Genomic DNA, 17,897 nt, shown 5'->3' with positions numbered 1-17,897 from the left:
ACCTCCTGCAACCTCACCGCCGTCCGCGCCGCAACCTCCCCGAACACCCCCTCGAACTCATCCCAATCCGGACCCGACAACCCCACCCCACCAGCGAACTTGTCCGCATACACCGACACATCCACCGGCGCCAGATCCAACACACCCCCCACCGGAAAACCCGGCCCACGCAACGAGAACTGCTCCCACAACCGCCAACGCCCACCGGGCAGATAAACGGCTTCCTGCTCTTCCGTCTGCTTTTCCGCGGCCATGACGCTCTACCTCTCAGGGCTCCGGTCTGCCGCGCACCATTCGAGAACGGCGCGCGCACTGTGGTATTTGTTCTCGGCCTGGTCGAAGGCGATGCTCGCCGGACCGTCCAGCACGTCCGCGGTCACCTCTTCGCCGCGATGGGCGGGGAGGTCGTGCATGAAGACCGCGTCCGGGCTGCTCGCCATGGTTTTCTCGGTGACCTGGAAGGGCGCGAACACCTCGCGCCAGTCAGGGGTCGGTTTCACGGTCCCGGTGGTCTGCCAGCGGGTGGTGTAGACGACGTCGGCGGCCGGCAGGTCCGCCATGTCGTGGCGCTCCTCGATCCGGGCACCGCTCTGCTTCGCGCTGACCGCGGCCCGTTCCAGGTACTCGGGCGCGAGCCCGTACCCGGGCGGGGTGCGCAGCGTGAGCCGGGTGCCCCGGAAGCGGGAGAGCGCCAGGGCCAGGGCGGAGGCGGTGTTGTTGCCCTCGCCCACGTAGATCACGTGCAGGTCCTCGATCCGGCCGAACCTGCGCAGCAGCGTGGTGAGGTCGGCCAGCGCCTGGGTGGGGTGCTCCCCCTGGCTCATCGCGTTGACGACGGCCATCCGCCGCTGGTCGGCGTAGGCGCGCAGTTCGCGCTCGGGCCCCGCAGTGCGCGCCACCAGCACGTCGATCATGCGGGAGAGCACCGCGGCGCTGTCCTCCACGGTCTCCCCGGTGTTCTCCTGGAGGTCCCCGGGGCCGTAGGTGATCAGCCGGGCTCCCAGCCTCAGCGCCCCGGCGGAGAAGGCGGTACGGGTACGGGTGGAGGTCTTGCGGAACAGCACGCCGACGACGGTGTCCGCCAGGGGCCGGACGTCGTCGGCGGCGCCCGCGGAGAACTCGGCGCCGCGCCGGGCGATGTGCTCCAGCTCCTCGTCGGAGAGGTCGTCGATGGAAATCAGATGGCGTCGTTCGGCCTGGGGCATGGGGCTTCCTCCTGGGTGGAGCGGTTCGGGCGGCGGCTTCGGCCGGGCGGCCTCGGGTGTCAGCGGGCGAGCAGGGCGGCGCGCAGCACGCCGATGCCGTGGTCGAGCTCCTCGGGGGTGATGGTCAGCGGCGGCAGCACCTTGATCACCTCGTCGTCCCGGCCGGAGAGTTCGACGATCAGCCCGTGGTCGAAGGCGTACCGCTGCACCTCTTCGGCGCGCCTGCCGCCGCCGCAGCGGCCCAGGTCGACGCCGAGCACCATGCCGCGGCCCCGGATGGCGATCTCCGGTTCGGCGGCCGCCAGCTCGGCTCCGAACGCGGCCAGCCGGCGGGCGGGTACGGGCAGCCGGTCGAGGAAGTCCGGGCTGCTCCACAGCTCGGCGGCGGCGGTCGCCGCGACGAAGGCGAGCTGGTTGCCGCGGAAGGTGCCGGTGTGCTCACCCGGCTGCCAGACGTCCAGTTCGGGGCGGAAGAGGGTGAGGGCCAGCGGAAGGCCGTAGCCGCTGATGGACTTGGAGACGGTGACGATGTCCGGGACGATGCCGGACTCCTCGAAGGCGAAGAACGTGCCGGTACGGCCGCACCCGGACTGGATCTCGTCGCAGATGAGCAGGATGCCGTGGCGTTCGGTGACGGCGCGCAGTCGGCGCAGCCAGTCCGGGGACGCCTGGTAGACGCCGCCCTCCATCTGCAGCGGCTCGACGATCACCGCTGCCGGCACCTCGACTCCGGAGGAGGAGTCGGCCAGCAGTCGTTCGATGAACGCGACGGAGTCGAAGGGGCCCTGCGGTCCGTCCTCGTAAGGGATGAAGGTGACCTCGTCCTGCCCGTGCACCCCGCCGGCGCGGCGGGCCCGGCCGTTGCCGGTGACGGCCAGCGAGCCCCGGGTCATCCCGTGGTAGCCGCCGCTGAAGGCGAAGATCCCCCGGCGTCCGGTGGCCTTGCGAGCCAGCTTCAGCGCGGCCTCGACCGCGTCGGCGCCCGTGGGCCCGGCGAACTGGGCGGTGTACTCCAGGCCGCGGGGGCGCAGGATGTGCTCGGTGAGCGCGACCAGGAAGGACCGCTTGGCCACGGTGTACATGTCGAGCCCGTGCATCATCCCGTCGGAGGCGAGGTAGTCGGCGATCCGCTCCTTGATCGGGCCGGGGTTGTGGCCGTAGTTGAGCGTTCCCGCGCCGCAGAAGAAGTCGGTGAAGACGCGGCCGTCCTCGGCGTACAGCCGTGCGCCCTTGGCGCGCTCGAAGACCACCGGGAACTTGCGGCAGTAGCTGCGGACATGGGACTCGTGCCGCTCGAAGACGGCGACGTCCGGCGCCTCGGCCGCGGCGGGGGGCGCGGAGGTGGGAGGGGTGAACGCGATGGTCATGGTGATCGGTGGTCCTTTCGGTTCTCGCCCGTCGTGCCGGCCGGCCGGGGGGGTGGCGACCCTGGCCGGCATGACGCGCCGTCGCGGGGTGATGACATGCGGTGACTGTCGGTGGCGTGGTGGTGCCGTGGCGGCCCGCCGCCGTGCCGGGCTTCGTCGCTACCGGCCGCTGTCCGCGAGCTGGGCGGTGGCGGGGCGGCGTGGTCGGCGCCGGGCGCCCAGGACCGGTGCGGACGGTCCGGCGGCGACGGCCGGGTAGCCGGGGAGCGCGGCGCAGAGCGCGGCCACGGTGGGGTGTTCGAAGAGCGCCCGGACCGGGACGTCGATGCCGAGTGCGGCCCGCAGCCGTACCGAGACCCGGGTGGCGAGCAGGGAGTGCCCGCCGAGCTGGAAGAAGTCGTGGTCGACGCCGATGTCCTGGACGCCCAGCACCTCCTGCCAGATCCCGGCCACGGTGCGTTCCCGGTCCGTGCGCGGCGGTGCGCCGGCGGTGGTGTCGCCGGTCGGGCGCCAATGCGCCACCGGGGGCAGCGCCTTGCGGTCGACCTTGCCGTTCGGTGTGCGCGGCAGGGCGTCCAGCGTCACGAAGGCTTCGGGCACCATGTAGTCGGGCAGGGTGGCCAGCAGGGCCGTCCGCAGCTCCTCGTGGCCGGGGGTGCCGGTGGTGTCCTCCCCCGGCACCAGGTAGGCGGCCAGCCGTTGGTCGCCGTCCGGCTGCGGTACGGCGAGGACCACCGCGGCCCGGAAGGGGCCGAGGGCGAGCAACGCGGACTCGATCTCGCCCGGCTCGATCCGGTGGCCGCGGATCTTCACCTGGTGGTCGGCGCGGCCCAGGATGTCCAGGGAGCCGTCGGGGCGTCGGCGCGCCAGGTCGCCGGTACGGTACAGGCGTGCCCCGGGCCGGTCGGCGAACGGATCGGGGACGAAGGCCCCGGCCGTCTGGGCCGGGCGGCCGTGGTAGCCCCAGCCCAGTCCGCTGCCGCCGATGTACATCTCCCCGACCGCGCCTTCGGCCACCGGTTCCATCCGCGCGTCGAGCAGATGGAGCCGGGTGTTGCCGCGGAGTTCCCAGTCCACGGTCCGCCCGTGGGCGTCGAGGCGGGCGGTGGTGGACCAGACGGTGGTCTCGGTGGGGCCGTACAGATCCCATACCCGAGCGCCGTCGGCGGCCAGCCGGACCGCGAGGTCGGTGTGCAGCTTCTCGCCGCCGCTGAGGAGGGTGAGCCCGGCGCCGGGCCGCCAGCCGGTGTCCAGCAGCATCCGCAGGGTCACCGGGGTGGCCTGCACCAGGGCGGCCTTGGCGGTGTCGATCAGCGCGGCCATCCGCTCCGGGTCGCGGGCCTGTTCGCGGTCGGCGAGCAGCAGCCGGGCCCCGGTCAGCAGCGGAAGGCACAGCTCCATCAGCGAGGGGTCGAAGGAGACCGAGGTGATGCCCAGGAAGGTGCCACCAGGACGTAGCGGCAGCCGGCCGGCCATCGCCACCAGGAAGTGCGTCAGCGAACGGTGCTCGACCAGCACGCCCTTGGGATGGCCGGTGGAGCCGGAGGTGTAGAACATGTACGCCAGTTCGTCCGGACCGGGGCGGCGCGGTGGTGCCGAGCGCGGGGCGGCGGCCACCCTGGCCTCCTCGGCGGGGTCGTCGAGCAGCAGGGTGCGCTCCTCGCCCGGCCGGGGCCCGGCTCCCGTACCGTCCAGCCGCCCGGCGAGCGCCCGTGCACTGACCAGCACCTCGGCTCCGGCGTCCTGGAGCAGGTAGCCGATCCGGCCGGCCGGGTAGCCCGGGTCGAGCGGCAGGTAGACGGCGCCTGCCTTGTGTATCGCCAGCAGGGCCACCAGCAGCGCGGGGCCGCGTTCCAGGAAGACCCCGACGGGGGTGCCCGGGCCGGCGCCCACCGCGGCCAGCCGGTGCGCCAACTGGTTGGCCCGGGCTTCCAGTTCGCCGTACGTGAGAGCACCGCCGGGGCCGCTCACGGCGACCGCGGCGGGGGTGCGGGCCGCCTGCCGCGCGAACAGCTCGGTCCAGGGGACGTCCGGCACCTCCAGTGCGGTGCCGTCACCCTGGGCCAGCAGCCTGCGCCGCTCCCGCCCCGGCAGATCCGCCAGTGCGCCCGCGAGCCGGGCGACCGGGGCCTCCGGTTCGGCCACGGCGGCGGTCAGCAGGGCCACGAAGGCGGTGCCGATCCGTTCGGCGGTGTCCGGGTCGAAGAGCGCGGTGGCGTACTGCATCCGTCCGGAGATCCGGCCGTCCGGCTGGGAGAGGAGGTCGAGCGCCAGGTCGAAGGCGGTGCCGGAGGCCGGGGTGGAGATCATCTCGGTGTCCAGACCGGGCAGATGGTCCGGTTCCTCGGGCAGGGTGAGCAGTTGGAAGGAGATCTGGAAGAGGGGGTTGCGGGAGAGATCGCGCTGCTGGGCCAGCTCGGTGACGATCCGCTCGAACGGCAGCTCGGCGTGGGTGAGCGCGGCCAGCGTGTCCGTCCGCACCCGGCGCAGCAGTTCGGCGAAGGACGGTGCGCCGCCGAGGTGGGCGCGCAGGACCACGGAGTTCACGAACAGCCCGATCAGCTCGTCGAGCCGGGGCCGTCCCCGGCCGCTGACCGGGGTACCCACCGCGACGTCACTCCGGCCGGCCAGCCGTCCCAGGGTGGCCTGGAAGGCGGCGAGCAGCACCATGAACCGGGTGGCCCGGTGCTCCCGGGCCACCCGGTCCACCCCCGCGGCCAGCTCGGCCGGGATGGTGAAGCGGGCGATGTCGGCGGCGCCGTCCCAGACCGCCGGACGGGGCCGGTCGGTGGGCAGCTCCAGGGGTTCCAGGCCGGCCAGTCGCTCGCGCCAGTAGGCGAGTTGGCGCTCGCCGCGCGGTCCCGCCAGCCGTGCGGCCTGCTGGGCGGCGGCATCGGCGTACTGCAGGGGCAGCGGCGCCGGTTCGGGCTGCGGTGCGGTGCCGCCGGTGCGGGCCCGGTACCCGGCCGCCAGTTCCTGGGTGAGGATCGGCCAGGAGAAGAAGTCGAAGGCGATGTGGTGGACCACGATCAGCAGCAGGTGCTCCTGCTCGGCCAGCCGCACCAGGGTCAACCGCAGCGGTGGCGCGGTCTCCAGCGGCAGGGGCCTGACCAGTTCGGCGGCGACGAGCTCCGCGAGCCGCGACTCGCGCTCCTCGGACGGCGGGTGCCGCAGATCCCGGTGGTCCCACGGTACGTCCACGGCGGGCTCCACCACCGCGACCGGCTCGCCGTCCACGGCCGGGTACCGTGTCCGCAGCACCTCGTGACGGGCGAGCACCGCGGCGAACGCGCCGGTCAGTGCCTTCTCGTCGAGGTCGCCTCGGACGCGCAGCGCCAGGGGCAGCAGATCGTCCGGCGTACCGGGGCGCAGGCTGTCCAGAAACCACAACCGCCGCTGTGCGAACGACATCGGCCGGCCGGCACCCGTCTCCTGGGCATCAGCGCTGTCCACCGGTCACCTCCATGGATGCGGACGAGTCCGGGGCCTGGCACGGCTCCGGACATCTGCGAGTCTCCGTGCCGCGCCGCTTCCCGCCCAGAGAACTTCCGGCAGCCGCGTCGGCGGCCCACTCCTGCCCATGACTCCCTTGCCCGCCCCCGGCGGCCGTCGGCAGTCTCCTCCCGGTCGGTCCGTCCGCCTCGCCGGTTCTGGCAGGTGCGGTTCCACACCCGCGAAGGACATCTGAAAGTGCCCGTAACCCCATCGAACAGGCGGCGCGGCTGAGCGCACAGGTTGCCCCGTCGGGTCGTCAGAACGACGTGGCGCAAGACCATCCCCGCGGGTGCGGGGGGGACGTAGCACGGGGCCCGAGAAATCCCGTGTGAATCAGACCATCCCCGCGGGTGCGGGGGGGACAGGTGCACCAAACTTTGCGGCGGTCTCGGCGCCGGAACACCGGGATGGTCTGGACGAACGACCTCGGAGGGCCATCCCCGCGGGTGCGGGGAGCAGCTCTTGCCGCTGATCGCCTGCAGCATCAGACAGGTCGACCGCAAGATCATCGCCGCTGGCGTTGGCGGGTTTGGCAGCAGCGACGCCTTCGGACCGGTCCTCTACAACACTGACGGCAGCCTGGATTCCGGCTTGGGTGCGGCTCTTCTGGAGTGAGGCGGGACAGTTCCGAGCGGGGCGATGCACCGGGAATGACGCGCGACGGTTCGTGGACGGCGGGGGCGGAGGGACCTTCGCGGGCGCCGTAGCGCTCTTCTCAGTTCTCCAAGGCGATCAGCCCGTCCCGCGACCCGATGACGAGCAAGCTGTCCATGGTCAGGAGGGCATTGATCGGAGCACCGACAGGGAGCGAGTGCACAAGCCCGCCCGTCTCTGGCTCCCAGAGGCGAAGCACGCCGTCGTGGCCGCCGGTCGCCAGGACCGGCCGGCCTTCGCGAGTGAGGCATCCGGCGATGGCGAGCCGATGCCTGCCGGAGGGCAGGGGACGGTCAGGTCGTGAAGTGGCGGGCTGGGAACCCACGGCCAATACCGCGCGCACCCGGCTTCTGGGGGCGTCTTCGGAGAACGGGTCCACCAGATATGTGACCTCTTTCCCCGTCACGGCCAGCAGCGGGTGGGCGTCGGGCCAGGTCACCGGGATGATGGTGGTGAGGTAGTCGAGTTTGCGGTTCCATTCGACGATGTGGGCGCCGGTCGTGGGGTCCCAGAGCTTGATGCCTTCCTGGGAGCTGGTGAACAGCATCGTCTGGCCGCCTGGGAGGCTGATCGTTCCAGCATCCAGAGGGTTGAGGCCCATGCTGAACCGCAGATTGCCAAGGCCTCGTCCCGAAGCCGGATCCCACAGCGAGAGACTCAGGCCGTACTTGACGACCACCGCGGTGCGCCCGTCGCGCCATGGCACCGTGGCCACGGCCGTCGGATAATCGATCAGATGCATCCGCCGGAACGGATTCCGGCTCCGCATGGTGCGTACGACCCGGTGGGATTCGGGGTCCCACAACCGGATGGGGCTCTTCCCGTCTCCCAGCGCGAGCAGGGTCCGGCCGTCTGGCATCGGCACGGTGACTGGTCGACCGGCAGAGTCCCCAAGTGGCTGAGCCATGGGCAGTCCGCTGGAGGCCTCCCACAGTTGGAGGGCGTTGTCGCTGTTGACGGATGCGAGGAGCGGCCTGCTCTGCCGGATGGCGCCCGGCCGGACAGGTATCGAGACCAGCTGGTCCACGGGACCGGCCAGCGGGTCGTCGATGTGGCCGGCTGATTCGGGATCCCAGAGCTGGACGGTGCCGTCCTCGCCGCCGCCCGCCACGAAGGCCCGCCCGTCGGCGATTTGGAGGCTGGTGAGTGCGCGCACGCCGCTGTTGTGGGCGGACATCGGCGCCCCGACGGGCGTGCCGCTCGTGGGGTCCCAGGCCCGCACCGTGCGGTCGCTGCCGACCGTGACCAGTGCGGTGCGATTGTGCCTGAGGCGCACGATGGAGGCCCCTACCACGTCGGCGCCGTTGCCGTGCAGCCACTCCCCGACCTGTGCGGGGCCCTCCGGGTCGAAGAGCTGCACCACACCGCCGCCGCCCGCGGTGGCCAGGGCCTGACGCCCGTCGCGCAGCGGCACCGTGGTCAGGGCCGTGAGGGTGCCGCTGTACCCGGTGCGTAGTCTCCACACCAGCTCGCCGGTGGCGATGTCCCACGCCCAGAGGCGGCCGTACATGAAATCGGTGGAGCCGTCGATCGAATCCAGGACCCGGGACGTGCCTCCCGCGACGAGCAGCGCCCGCCCGTCGGGCAGGGTCACCGGCGCCAGGACCCCGTCGAGACTCTCCGAACCGTCGCTGATCGCCTGGGCCACCGTGAGCGACTCAGGCCCGATGAGTTCCGGACCGACAGGTTCACCGGTGAACGGGTCCCACAACCGGACGTTGTTGGTGTCACAGACCGCGATGAGCGAGCGGCCGTCGGGCAGCCTCACCGCCTTCCAGGCAGGGGCACGGAATGCACGCTCCCGGGCGGCGCCGGTGTCGAGTATCGATGCGCCGACCGTCGACCGGGCGACCGGGTCCCACAGGTGGACGGTCCGGCCGGTCCCGGCGGCCAGCAGAATCTCTCCGTCGGGCCTCGCGACGGTCTCGAGGGTGTGGACAGGAAGGTCGTACGCCAGTTCCTCGACGGGAGGCATGGCGGCGTCGAGCACCGATTCCGAGTCCCACAGCCGCACCCTTCCGTCGTGCGTCCCGACGGCGAGAAGCTGCCGCCCGTCCGGCAGCGAGAACGCGCGCAGCGCTTCCACCGGGCTCGCACGGTCGGTGAGGATCGCCGGGAGAAGGTCGCGGCGCAGCCTGGTCCACCGCACGGACCAGGTGGCATCGGCACGCCGGGTTCCGGCCGCGGGCGCAGCGCCGACGAAGCGTGCGGTGGTGAGGGCGCGGACGGTCTCCCGGTCCTCGGGGGCCACCGATGCGAGCAGGTCGCGGGCCACGAGCGTGGCGGTGACGGGGTCCGGGAGGCCGGTGCGTCCGTAGCCGAGGCGCAGCGCCTCCGCCGCGACGGCTCGGGGTTCCAGGCGATCGAGTACGTGCGGGGCGTCGGCGAGTTCCTGCCAGGCGCCGGCTTCGGCAACGTGTCCGGCGAGGTGGTGTGCGATGTACGGGTTGGGGGTCTCTGTCGCGGCGGCCATGAGACCTTGGGCGATCCTGCGGTGGCGTTCCGAGAGGGGTCGTGTCATCTCGCCTGCCCTTGCGGCGGGTTGAGGAAGTGTTCCTGGAACGTGCGGTGTGCGAGCCGGTAGACGCTCTGCTCGTGTTCGGAGTCGAGCATGACGTACGGGGCGGCAGCCTCGAGGAGCTGGTCGATGTCGAGGTCGGTGACCGGAACGCCGTCGGAGAGTGCGCCGGCGGCGATGGCCCAGATGCGGTCGGCCCGGGGCAGGCCTCGTCCGCGGGCGAGGGCGAGTGCCTCCAGCAGCGGTTCGGCAGCTGCGGAGCGGCGGGCGAGGCGGTCGACCGCCGCGGCGAAGAGCGCGCGGTGGTCGCGCCGGAGCAGCTCGATGAGCGCATCGTTGCCTTCGGGCGTCATGAGTTGCGGGTCGGCGACGATCTCGTGGACGGCGAGCCGGGCGTACAGGAAATGCCGGTCGTACGCCTGGATCTGTCGAGCGGCAGCATCGACGGATGCCGGGGCGGCGGCGGGCAGGGCGTGGGTGAGTCTCAGTCGCACGTACTCTCCGAGCGCGTCGGGGTCGCGCGGCACGACGACGAGGTGTGCCGCTCCCAACGCATCGACGAGGTTACGGTCGTCGGTCTCCGGCTGGTCGGGGCCTTCCTTCGTCGAGGCGCGGGTGCCGACCACCACGCGTACATGCGGCAGCTCGGCAAACCGGCTCAGGAGTGATCCGGCGACGTCGAGGGGCTCTTGGGCCTCGTCGAGTGCGTCAACGAGAAGCGTGAACGGCTCCGCCCTCTTGCCCAGCCGGTCCAGGAGCCACTCGATGTCCTGTGCCGTGGACCCGGTCTCGGGCCGCTCTCCCAGGTCCGCAGCCTGTGCGAGCCGGCCGACGAGTTCGCTCATCGACGCGCCGGTCAGATGGATCACGGCGTCGAAGACGCGGTCCGGAGGGCGCTCGTCGTCCGGCAGTTCACGGAAGTGGCCGCTCCTGACGAGCAGTTCGCGCAGGTCGGGGTGGGCGTGCACGAGTACGTTGCCGAGCAGCGCGGACTTTCCGGCGCCGGCGCGCCCGGTGACGACGAGCATGCCGGTCGACTCGGCGCGCAGCCAGTGGGCGATTTCGGCGCGTTCCCGGTCGCGGCCGACGAAGTACCAGGCCAGTTCGCCCTGTTCGGCGCCTTGTGCCTTGGGGATGAAGTGGCTGCGTTCGTCGGGGGTGAGGCCGGCAAGGAAGGCCTGGAGTTCGGCGTAGACGTCCAGGGGTGTGGTGATGCCGTACGGCAGAAGACGCGGCCGGGGCAGCGGGGGTGCCAGGTGGAGATCGAAGGCGTCGGCGTGGATGCTGCCGACCTGCATCCTGTCGTGCAGGCGCAGCATCAGGTCGGCAAGGCGGATCGTCCCGTCGTTGTCGGTGTACGAGGCGAGCGCCCCGGAGAGCGCGTCGGCGAACTCTCCCAGATGGCCGGCCCCGTAACCCCCGACGCCGACGATCGCCAGGCGCCGCGGCTTGTCCCCGCTGAGCAGACGTACGGCGACCAGATCGGCGAACCGCTCCGCCCCGCACGCCTCGATGACCACGACCGTCCAGGCGTACGGATCGGCGATCCGGCGCGACCATTCGGCGTCGATGAAGGCGGAGAGGGACTCGGGCAGCAGGCCGCGTGTACGCATCGAACCCGGTGTCTCGTGTACGGCGAGCCAGGCGCCGTCGGGTGCTGCTTCACCGTGCCCGGCCCAGTAGAGGAACGAACTCCTCGGCGTGAGCGGGCTGGCCCACTGCTCCAGTCGTTCCTCCACCGCGGACCGGTTGCGTGCGGTGTCCGGCAGCAGCCAGGGGTCGGCCCGGCCGCCCAGCTCGCCGAGCAACTCCGCGACACGGGCGGCGGCTTCGTCGGCCTCCAGGGGTGCGTGGTGACGGTAGCGGCCGATCGGGAGACATACGACGGGGAAGCCGGTCGAGTCCCGGCCGTCGTCGTTCGAGGACGTCGCGTCGTACACCGTGGTCCTCTCGGTCATGCGTCTGCCAGATCCTCCGCTCGGGCGGCCAGGACGAGCTGGGTGACTGGCGAGAACCCTCCCGCCTTGGCCGCGAGCCGGTACAGGCCTGGAGCGGGCACGGCGATCTGCGCAGTCAGTGTGTTGTCGTGCTGCACAAGCCGGGGGCGGCCCAGCACTTGAGTTGTCTGCGCGCTGGTCACCTGCAGGGATACGGCCGCGGGATCAGTCTGTAGATCGACAGCGACATCGAAAGGCTTCCCGGCCGCGACCACGTCGGGTGCCTCGAGCGCGACGGCGGCAGCGCCGAGAGGCGGCCCGAGTCGGCGTTCCGTCAGGATCGCGCGTACATGTGCGAGCGTCTCGGCGGTCTGGGATATCGCGCCGTGGGTCTGCGGAAGGTGGACCGGCTCCGCGCCGCCGAGCCAGGCCGAGTCCCGGTAGACGGTGCCGTCGCCGCGACGGTCGACACGGTTCAGCGTGCCGTCGTCGCCCTCCTCACATACGTAGTAGAGGCCCTCGGCGATGCCGTCGCGGAAGGTGAGGGATTGCGCCGTGCGCTGCTCGACGCCGACGAGGGGGCGTGTGTACGGGCCGGCCGTCGCCGCGAGGAGACGTTCGCGGGCGTCGAGGGCAGATGTGGCGAGGGCGCTGTCCGCACCGATACCGGCTATGTCGCTCGCGACGAGCCGCCGCGCGGACGCACCCCCGTCTACGCAGCGGTAACTGGGCAGCAGGTCGTACAGGCCGGGCAGCGACGTCGCCAGGTCACGCAGCCGACGGCGCGGCAACGGAAGAGGCGCTCCGCGCCCGGTGCTGAGGATCTGAACAGCTTTGACCGCCCCGTAGTACGGCGTACCGAGCGTGATCACGGTGCGCACCTCGGCTCCCCCGCCGAGCACATGCGTGAAGTACCGCGCGACGAGCCCTCCCATGGAGTGCGCAACCAGCACCAGCCGCGCCTGCCGACTTCCGCTGGGATGCGCACGCCAGGCGTGCAGGTGCTTCTCGGCCGCGACCGCGAGCCGCTTCGCATTGAGTTCGACCGGCAGCCGCCAGTCGTAGGGGAACTCTGCCACGGCATCTGCGTGCGCCATCACCCGCCGGATCCCAGCGACCAACGGCGTATAGGGCTCGAAGCCACGCAGCACGGGCGCGAAGGCGGGGAATCGCAGGAGGCGTGTCGCCACGATGCGTCCCGTTCGCCCCTGCCGCTCCTCGTCGGTGACGCGCAGGCCGGCCAGCGACGTCCCTGTCGTCCACGCGCGGGCGTACCACCGCGCGTCTCCGAGGCCCCACAACACACGACCCGACTCGGCCTCCACCAACTCGCTGCCCATGATGCCGGGCAGCACCATGACCGCATCCCGGCTGGCTTCGGACGTTCCGGTCAGCCCCATGCGTCCTCCCCCCGTGGAGTTGGGCAACACACCTTAGCGAAGGTCCACTTGGAAGTATGCCGATCGACCGCTGCGGGCGCCTTGGAAGTGCTGAATCTCGTACGGGTGCGGCTCTCTCCCCCGACCGACCAGCATGAATACGCGCTCTTGGCCTGCCCGCGCCCTTCACCTTCTCGCAAGTACCCTTTGCCCCATGCTCGATGCCCGTCTCGGTGCCGCCCTGACCGCTGTCGACCACTGGACGGCGCTCGTGGAATTGGCCGCCGACCCACCCGGTGGTCCGGTCACGCTGGCCGCATACGTGGGCGGGCGCTATGAAAGCGCGAGCAAGGACGAGCGGCAGTTGCTCGGGCCGCTCCGGGCTCACCCATGTCGCCTTCACCGTCGCGTTGGAGGAAATGGGCGACCCGGCCGCTGTACCGCACCTGCTCGACTGGCTTGCCCGCGGCCCCGATCTGCCTGCTGGGGATGTCCACCGCGCGCTCGTCCGCCTCACCGGGCGTGACCCGCTCGTGCCCGAGTGGTGCACGGCGCAGGAGTACTCCGCGCACGTCCGCCGCGTGTGGCCGAGCCTCGACCTGGCCGCGCAGCCGGTGCCCGAGGTGCGCGACCTCGTCGCCGACTCGCCGAGCCGTCTGCGCTTCTCCCTGAGCGAGGGACGCGGGCGGATCCGCATCGACTACGACCCGCCCCTGCGGGTTCGTCGTGGCCGCGATGGGGCAAGACCCTGCACGTCGGCCGACACGCGCTCTACCGCGTCGGCTCCGACTGCGGAACCTGCGAAACGGCGATGAACCTGCTCGGTTTCCCGCCCGTCGAAGCGAGGACCGACACCGCGCGAGCGCGTGATGCCCTTGCCGATCCGCGCGAACTCACCGCCGCGACCGTGCGTGCCCTCGAACCGTTGATCCATGAGCTGGCAACCGGCAACTACCGAGCGCACCTGGCCGACATTCCACTCGAACATGTCAAGGAGCCGCAGCGGTCGTGGTGGACACGGCGAATCGACGCGCGCGAGGACCCCGACGGCTGGTGGGACGACGACGTGATGGGCTGGCCGGGCACCGAGCACTGCCAGGCGTCGCAGCCAATCCCCGGCTCCCTGCCGACCTACGGCAGCATCCTGCCCTCGCAGCCGCTGGACGCACTCGCCCTGGCGACGGTCGAACGGCAGGCGGCGGCGATCGCGCGGGGCGAGCGGCCCACCGCTCTGCTGCTGGCATGGACGGAGGACCGCTATGTCCGAGCCGAGTGGGAGGAACGCTTCCTGCTCGGCGTCATCCTCGACGGCCACCACCGGCTGGCCGCCCACGCGGCCACCGAGGTGCCCGCACGAGTACTCATCCTCGCACGGAGCGAACCGGGCGGGTCGCTCGATGAGGTGCTCGGGGCGCTGTGAGCTCGTGTGTTCAGTGATCGTCACGCGGAGATCAGTCGCCGACCGGCGTGGCGGCTGGTCTCCGCGCGATCCGCGATCATCTGCGCCGACGGCACATCCGCGCGGTCATCCCGCTGTCGGTGGACCAGATCCGCGACCGACAGCGGCGCGGCCGACGGGGCGGGCGACCGCCCGGTTTCGACCCTCAGGCATGCAAGGAGCGCAACACGGCTGAGCGGTGTATCAGCCGCTCAGTCGGGTAGCCGGATCACGTTGCCGTGCCCCGGCTGCCCGACTCAGACCTCGATGTACGCGACGACGACCACGGTGCGGAGCGCGGTGACCCAGTAGAGGAGCCGCACGTGCTCGACTTCGTCGGTGTACTGGCGTAGCTGGGGGCCGGTGGTGGTGCCGGGGAGGGGGTCGCCGAGGTCGGGGTTGACGGAGATGGCGACCAGGGCGCGGTCCAGGGAGTGGATCTCCGCCTCGCTGGTGATGTTCTCCAGTTGCTTGGCGGCGGAGTCGGAGAAGGTGATCCTGGCGCGGCGCGGGCGTTGGTGGGCCATCAGGCGACGGCCGGGCGCTGGGCGGTGAGGCGGGCGAGGTGGGTCTCGCGCAGTTCCTCCCATGGAGTGCAGTGCTCGAGGTCGGGCAGGCCGTTGGCCGCGATGTCCTCCAGGACGGCGGCGAGCTGGTCGGCGTCGGCCCGGGTGCGGGCGGCGTACGCGCGGACCGCGTCGGCGGCTGCGGGCTCCAGCTGCTTTCGGCTGGTTGCGGGGGTGGTGAGGGCCGGCTGTTCGCTCATGAAGTGCTCCTGGGCCAGTCATGCGGCGTGTGTGGCCACGGTATCGCCGGGGCGGACTACGGGACCCCGGTTCGGATGAACTGGAAGCTGACGGAGATGGGGCGGCAGAGGGCCTACCGCCAGCGGAAGGCGGAGCCCGCCGCCTCCGCGCGCTGCCGGGCAGGGGACCGGACAGCACTTGCATCGGATGTGGCCATGAAAAAAGGTCGTTCTCACGAGGGAGGGAAATTAGATCCCGTCTTGTGAGGTGGGCTGGTTGCTCAGGTCTACAGAGGATTTCGAATGCCCCGCTATGAATCGGGGAAATTGGCCGATCGGCGTCTCCGAATTCCGCCTCAAGGGCTCCCGAAACGGCTTGTGTGACATTGACATTGGCGGAAATGGTGTCTGCGGCAGCTCGGTGACCGTGCGGTCTACCGTTGAGCTGTGTCCGTACCGCCCGATCAGCCCGCCGACGCCGCCCCGCTCCCGGTGCGGGTGCTGCTGCCCAACGGCGAGAAGGTCACCGGCCGGCTCTGGGCGCGGCGGCAGCTGCGGGACGGATGGCTGTACCAGGTCGGGCTGCCGGACTACCGGAACAGCCCCGGCGAGCCGGTAGAGGTGGAGGCGGCGGAGTACCGGGGGTGGGTGCGGGCCGCGGAGCATGTGAGGCCTGTCGAGGGCGTTTCGTACGACCAGGTGCCCACCGAGCGTCTGGAGGTCGTCGAGCAGCTGCTCGGGCCGCAGCGGCCGTCGGGCTGGGTGCTGGTGAAGTCCGGCGGCCGGGGCGGGCCCGACCGGTGCGTCGTGCACGCCGTCGACTGCGCCGAGGCCCCGGCCGGGGCGCCCGCGCTCACCCTGGACCGGGTCCTGGACGTCGCGCAGCAGCCTGGCGTCCGGCTGTGCACCTTGTGCGGCGCGGCAGCCGGGCTCGCCCCCGTCCTACAGGGCTTCGACCGCGGTTTCGCCGACGAGGGGTGGCGCCCCTGTGCCGGGCGACGACAGTTGGCACCAATCGGGCTGTGCGACCTGGGGCTCCCAACAGCCTGGCTGCGCTGGTTGGCACCGTCTGGCCGAGATTCTTGGCATCTGTAACGAGTTGCCGCGCTTGTTGGCACCGGCGCCATGGTTCAGCGCGGCAGCGAGGTCGGCGCGCATGGGGTTGCAACGGCGACAGTCTCGTCGCTTGGTTCCTCGCCGCTTTCACGTGACGTTCGGCGATTTCTACAGACCATCCAGTCGCCTGGTCACTGTGTCGAGTGTCGGCCAAGGAGGACCCTCGCGCAGCAAGCGCAGGAATTCCTCTCCGAATCGCCTCCCATTCGGAAACTGGTCGCCAAGCTCCCAACGCCACGCGGCGACCATCGCGACAACGAGCTGCCGACACTCGTCCAGCAGCCCTTGGTCAACGCTTGGGTAGTGCTCGCAGACCGCCTCGGGAACATGGGCGAGATCGAACTCGACGGGTCCACGGCAGCACGTCTCAAAGTCGATGAACAACGGGCCGTTCTTCGTGCTGAGCACATTGCCTGGATGCGGCTCACCGTGGAGCAGCTGCTCCACGGCGCCGCGGTCGTCGATCGCCCGTCGCAGGCTTGCCAGCCTGCCGCTGAGGAACACGCGGTCCACGTCGGTGAGCTCCGGCGAACGATCCGGGTCGGCGACAACTTCTTCCGCCTCCGTGATCCGGTCCGTGAACCTCGGGCTCGGCACATCGACCTTGCGCATGCCGGCGTGCAGCTGCTCCAGCGCCTTGGCGTAGTCGATTGGTGAGGTGTGAGGTGTCACGGGCTCGTAGTAGGTCCACAGCGTCACTGCGAAGCCATCGCGCGTGTACACACGCGGGTCCGCCCGAGGCTCCAAGGGACACACCGGGCATCCGACCTCGGTGAGCCGCTGAGCGAGATCGACTTCGAACTGTGCGACCTCTTGTCCCACAGGGGCGACCCGGGCAAAGACGTCGCATGGCGTCAGCCGCAGTGCCAGCTTGTTCGAGTTGTGGAGAACGACTGCATCGTTGGCTGGCAGGTCGAGCGATGCGGCGACCGAAGTCGCAGCCGCGATCGCACGCGTGACGTCGGTCATATCCACCCTCGAATCTTGGCACAGATGAGCGAGGGCGATGCCAACCAGCGTGGCTCGGCACACCACAGTGCAGGCCCGCGCCCGCTACGAGGAGTACTCCAGGAGCCTGCCGTGGCCGGTCGAGCCGCTGCCTGGCTGGTAGGGCGACGAGCAGCTCCACAGCTCGTACCGGTCCGGGAAGGCGGACAGCCCCGGCTACACGCCCGCCCTCTACCTCGGTTGCGATACAGCCAGGTGGCGCCGGCGGAGCAGTTTGCCGAGTTGCTGGCCGGAGCCGGACTCGTCACGGTGGCTCGATTGCTCCACGACCCAGCGTCCGAGCGAGGCTTCCTCGACACCCACTTGCTGGCCCGCCGCCCGTAGAGCGGGCCCCGTGGCCTGAGACGGAGTGGGGTAGATCACCGCGTGGATGAAGCTCGTCCGAAGCGCCGCGTTCTGTGCCAGCATCCACTAAGCATCACCGGAGGGGACAACCGTCCAGGTCACGAAGGCTCCGGTGGTGCGGCCGCCGCAGTGGTGCGAGCAATGATCTCCCGGAAGGCAGGAGCTCCCAGGTCGACGGACTCCTGCTGCCGGGAGATCTGCGCGTCGAGTCGGGCGAGCTCCCCCTTGGCGTGGGCCAGGCTGCTCTGCAAGCCTTCGAGCTCGCCGAGCCAACCTTCGCGTTCGGCTTCCAGGAAGCGCGCGAGGAGGTTGTCGCGGATCTCAACGAGCCGCGGACGTTCCGTCGCGTGAACGATGAGGACGGGACAACGGACACAGGCTTCTCTGAGCTTTTGGGCCGTTCCGTCCAAATTCGCCGATCTGTGACACTTTGAAACCGAATTGGTGTTGTCAGAGGGCTCACAGCGAGATGTTCCGGAGAGCGAGAGCCCGCTCCGCCTGCCGCCTCAGTACTGTGACTTCGCATGACCGACACCGAGATCGAGATCACCGCAGACCTGGTCCGCGACCTGCTGCAGGAGCAACATCCAGATCTTGCAGGGCTGGCCATCCGTGAGGTGGCGGGCGGCTGGGGCAACCAGATGTGGCGCCTCGGGGACGAGTTGGCCGTGCGCATGCAGCGCATGGACC

Annotated in this window: 14 protein-coding genes and 3 pseudogenes; 6 read left to right on the top strand and 11 right to left on the bottom strand. The window is 70.9% G+C overall.

Annotated features, from left to right (window positions below; genetic code table 11):
- From AB0E67_RS35015 to AB0E67_RS35000, 4 genes and pseudogenes are all read right to left on the bottom strand, one after another.
- Positions 1-254 (bottom strand): annotated as a pseudogene (locus AB0E67_RS35015) (lantibiotic dehydratase); the annotation flags it as partial.
- Positions 255-260: 6 nt separating this feature from the next.
- Complete coding sequence (locus tag AB0E67_RS35010) at positions 261-1,205, bottom strand: ornithine carbamoyltransferase (RefSeq protein WP_362034705.1); 945 nt, start codon at positions 1,203-1,205, stop codon at positions 261-263.
- 59 nt (positions 1,206-1,264) lie between these two features.
- Positions 1,265-2,572, bottom strand: a complete 1,308-nt coding sequence (locus AB0E67_RS35005) for a diaminobutyrate--2-oxoglutarate transaminase (protein ID WP_362034703.1) — start codon at positions 2,570-2,572, stop codon at positions 1,265-1,267.
- 159 nt (positions 2,573-2,731) lie between these two features.
- The gene (locus AB0E67_RS35000; RefSeq protein ID WP_362034702.1) at positions 2,732-6,025 is read right to left on the bottom strand and encodes an amino acid adenylation domain-containing protein; all 3,294 of its coding nucleotides are present in this window, start codon (positions 6,023-6,025) and stop codon (positions 2,732-2,734) included.
- A 504-nt stretch (positions 6,026-6,529) separates the two neighbouring features.
- On the opposite strand from AB0E67_RS35000, the gene AB0E67_RS34995 reads away from it, so the two are divergent.
- Entirely contained in the window at positions 6,530-6,682 is a 153-nt protein-coding gene (locus tag AB0E67_RS34995; RefSeq protein ID WP_362034700.1) for a hypothetical protein, read from the top strand.
- A 100-nt stretch (positions 6,683-6,782) separates the two neighbouring features.
- Here the strand turns inward: AB0E67_RS34995 and AB0E67_RS34990 are convergent, their stop codons facing one another.
- Genes AB0E67_RS34990 through AB0E67_RS34980 form a run of 3 tightly spaced genes read right to left on the bottom strand, consistent with a single transcriptional unit; the run spans position 6,783 to position 12,576 of the window.
- A complete protein-coding gene (locus AB0E67_RS34990) occupies positions 6,783-9,242 on the bottom strand; it encodes a WD40 repeat domain-containing protein (RefSeq protein ID WP_362034698.1) in 2,460 nt (819 codons plus the stop codon).
- Positions 9,239-11,197 (bottom strand): ATP-binding protein, encoded by a 1,959-nt coding sequence (locus tag AB0E67_RS34985; RefSeq protein WP_362034696.1) that lies wholly within the window; start codon positions 11,195-11,197, stop codon positions 9,239-9,241. Before AB0E67_RS34985 ends, AB0E67_RS34990 begins: the two co-directional genes overlap by 4 nt.
- Positions 11,194-12,576, bottom strand: coding sequence for a hypothetical protein (locus tag AB0E67_RS34980; RefSeq protein ID WP_362034695.1), 1,383 nt, complete (start codon positions 12,574-12,576; stop codon positions 11,194-11,196). The genes AB0E67_RS34985 and AB0E67_RS34980 overlap by 4 nt, the downstream gene beginning before the upstream one ends.
- 314 nt (positions 12,577-12,890) lie before the next feature.
- On the opposite strand from AB0E67_RS34980, the gene AB0E67_RS34975 reads away from it, so the two are divergent.
- The 3 genes and pseudogenes from AB0E67_RS34975 to AB0E67_RS34965 form a co-directional block, all read left to right on the top strand.
- Complete coding sequence (locus AB0E67_RS34975; RefSeq protein ID WP_362034693.1) at positions 12,891-13,370, top strand: hypothetical protein; 480 nt, start codon at positions 12,891-12,893, stop codon at positions 13,368-13,370.
- Positions 13,367-13,975 carry a hypothetical protein gene (locus AB0E67_RS34970; RefSeq protein ID WP_362034691.1) on the top strand — a complete coding sequence of 203 codons (609 nt, stop codon included), beginning with the start codon at positions 13,367-13,369 and terminating at the stop codon, positions 13,973-13,975. The genes AB0E67_RS34975 and AB0E67_RS34970 overlap by 4 nt, the downstream gene beginning before the upstream one ends.
- Before the next feature lie 62 nt (positions 13,976-14,037).
- Positions 14,038-14,205, top strand: a pseudogene (locus AB0E67_RS34965) (IS5/IS1182 family transposase); the annotation flags it as partial.
- A gap of 45 nt (positions 14,206-14,250) precedes the next feature.
- Here AB0E67_RS34965 and AB0E67_RS34960 read toward each other — a convergent pair.
- Positions 14,251-14,520, bottom strand: a complete 270-nt coding sequence (locus tag AB0E67_RS34960) for a hypothetical protein (RefSeq protein WP_362034689.1) — start codon at positions 14,518-14,520, stop codon at positions 14,251-14,253.
- The gene (locus AB0E67_RS34955) at positions 14,520-14,759 is read right to left on the bottom strand and encodes a hypothetical protein (RefSeq protein ID WP_362034687.1); all 240 of its coding nucleotides are present in this window, start codon (positions 14,757-14,759) and stop codon (positions 14,520-14,522) included. The genes AB0E67_RS34960 and AB0E67_RS34955 overlap by 1 nt, the downstream gene beginning before the upstream one ends.
- Before the next feature lie 426 nt (positions 14,760-15,185).
- Between AB0E67_RS34955 and AB0E67_RS34950 the strand changes: the two genes are divergently transcribed.
- Positions 15,186-15,833, top strand: a complete 648-nt coding sequence (locus AB0E67_RS34950; RefSeq protein WP_362034686.1) for a DUF6233 domain-containing protein — start codon at positions 15,186-15,188, stop codon at positions 15,831-15,833.
- A 129-nt stretch (positions 15,834-15,962) separates the two neighbouring features.
- Here AB0E67_RS34950 and AB0E67_RS34945 read toward each other — a convergent pair whose 3' ends face one another.
- A complete protein-coding gene (locus AB0E67_RS34945; RefSeq protein ID WP_362034685.1) occupies positions 15,963-16,823 on the bottom strand; it encodes an aminoglycoside phosphotransferase family protein in 861 nt (286 codons plus the stop codon).
- A gap of 240 nt (positions 16,824-17,063) precedes the next feature.
- On the opposite strand from AB0E67_RS34945, the pseudogene AB0E67_RS34940 reads away from it, so the two are divergent.
- Positions 17,064-17,186 (top strand): annotated as a pseudogene (locus tag AB0E67_RS34940) (SAM-dependent methyltransferase); the annotation flags it as partial.
- A gap of 119 nt (positions 17,187-17,305) precedes the next feature.
- Here the strand turns inward: AB0E67_RS34940 and AB0E67_RS34935 are convergent.
- Complete coding sequence (locus AB0E67_RS34935; RefSeq protein WP_362034683.1) at positions 17,306-17,617, bottom strand: hypothetical protein; 312 nt, start codon at positions 17,615-17,617, stop codon at positions 17,306-17,308.
- Positions 17,618-17,897: the final 280 nt, after the last annotated feature.

The sequence above is a fragment of the Streptomyces sp. NPDC032161 genome, from assembly GCF_040636995.1.
GTDB lineage: Bacteria > Actinomycetota > Actinomycetes > Streptomycetales > Streptomycetaceae > Streptomyces.
This window is presented reverse-complemented; position numbering and strand designations above follow the sequence as displayed.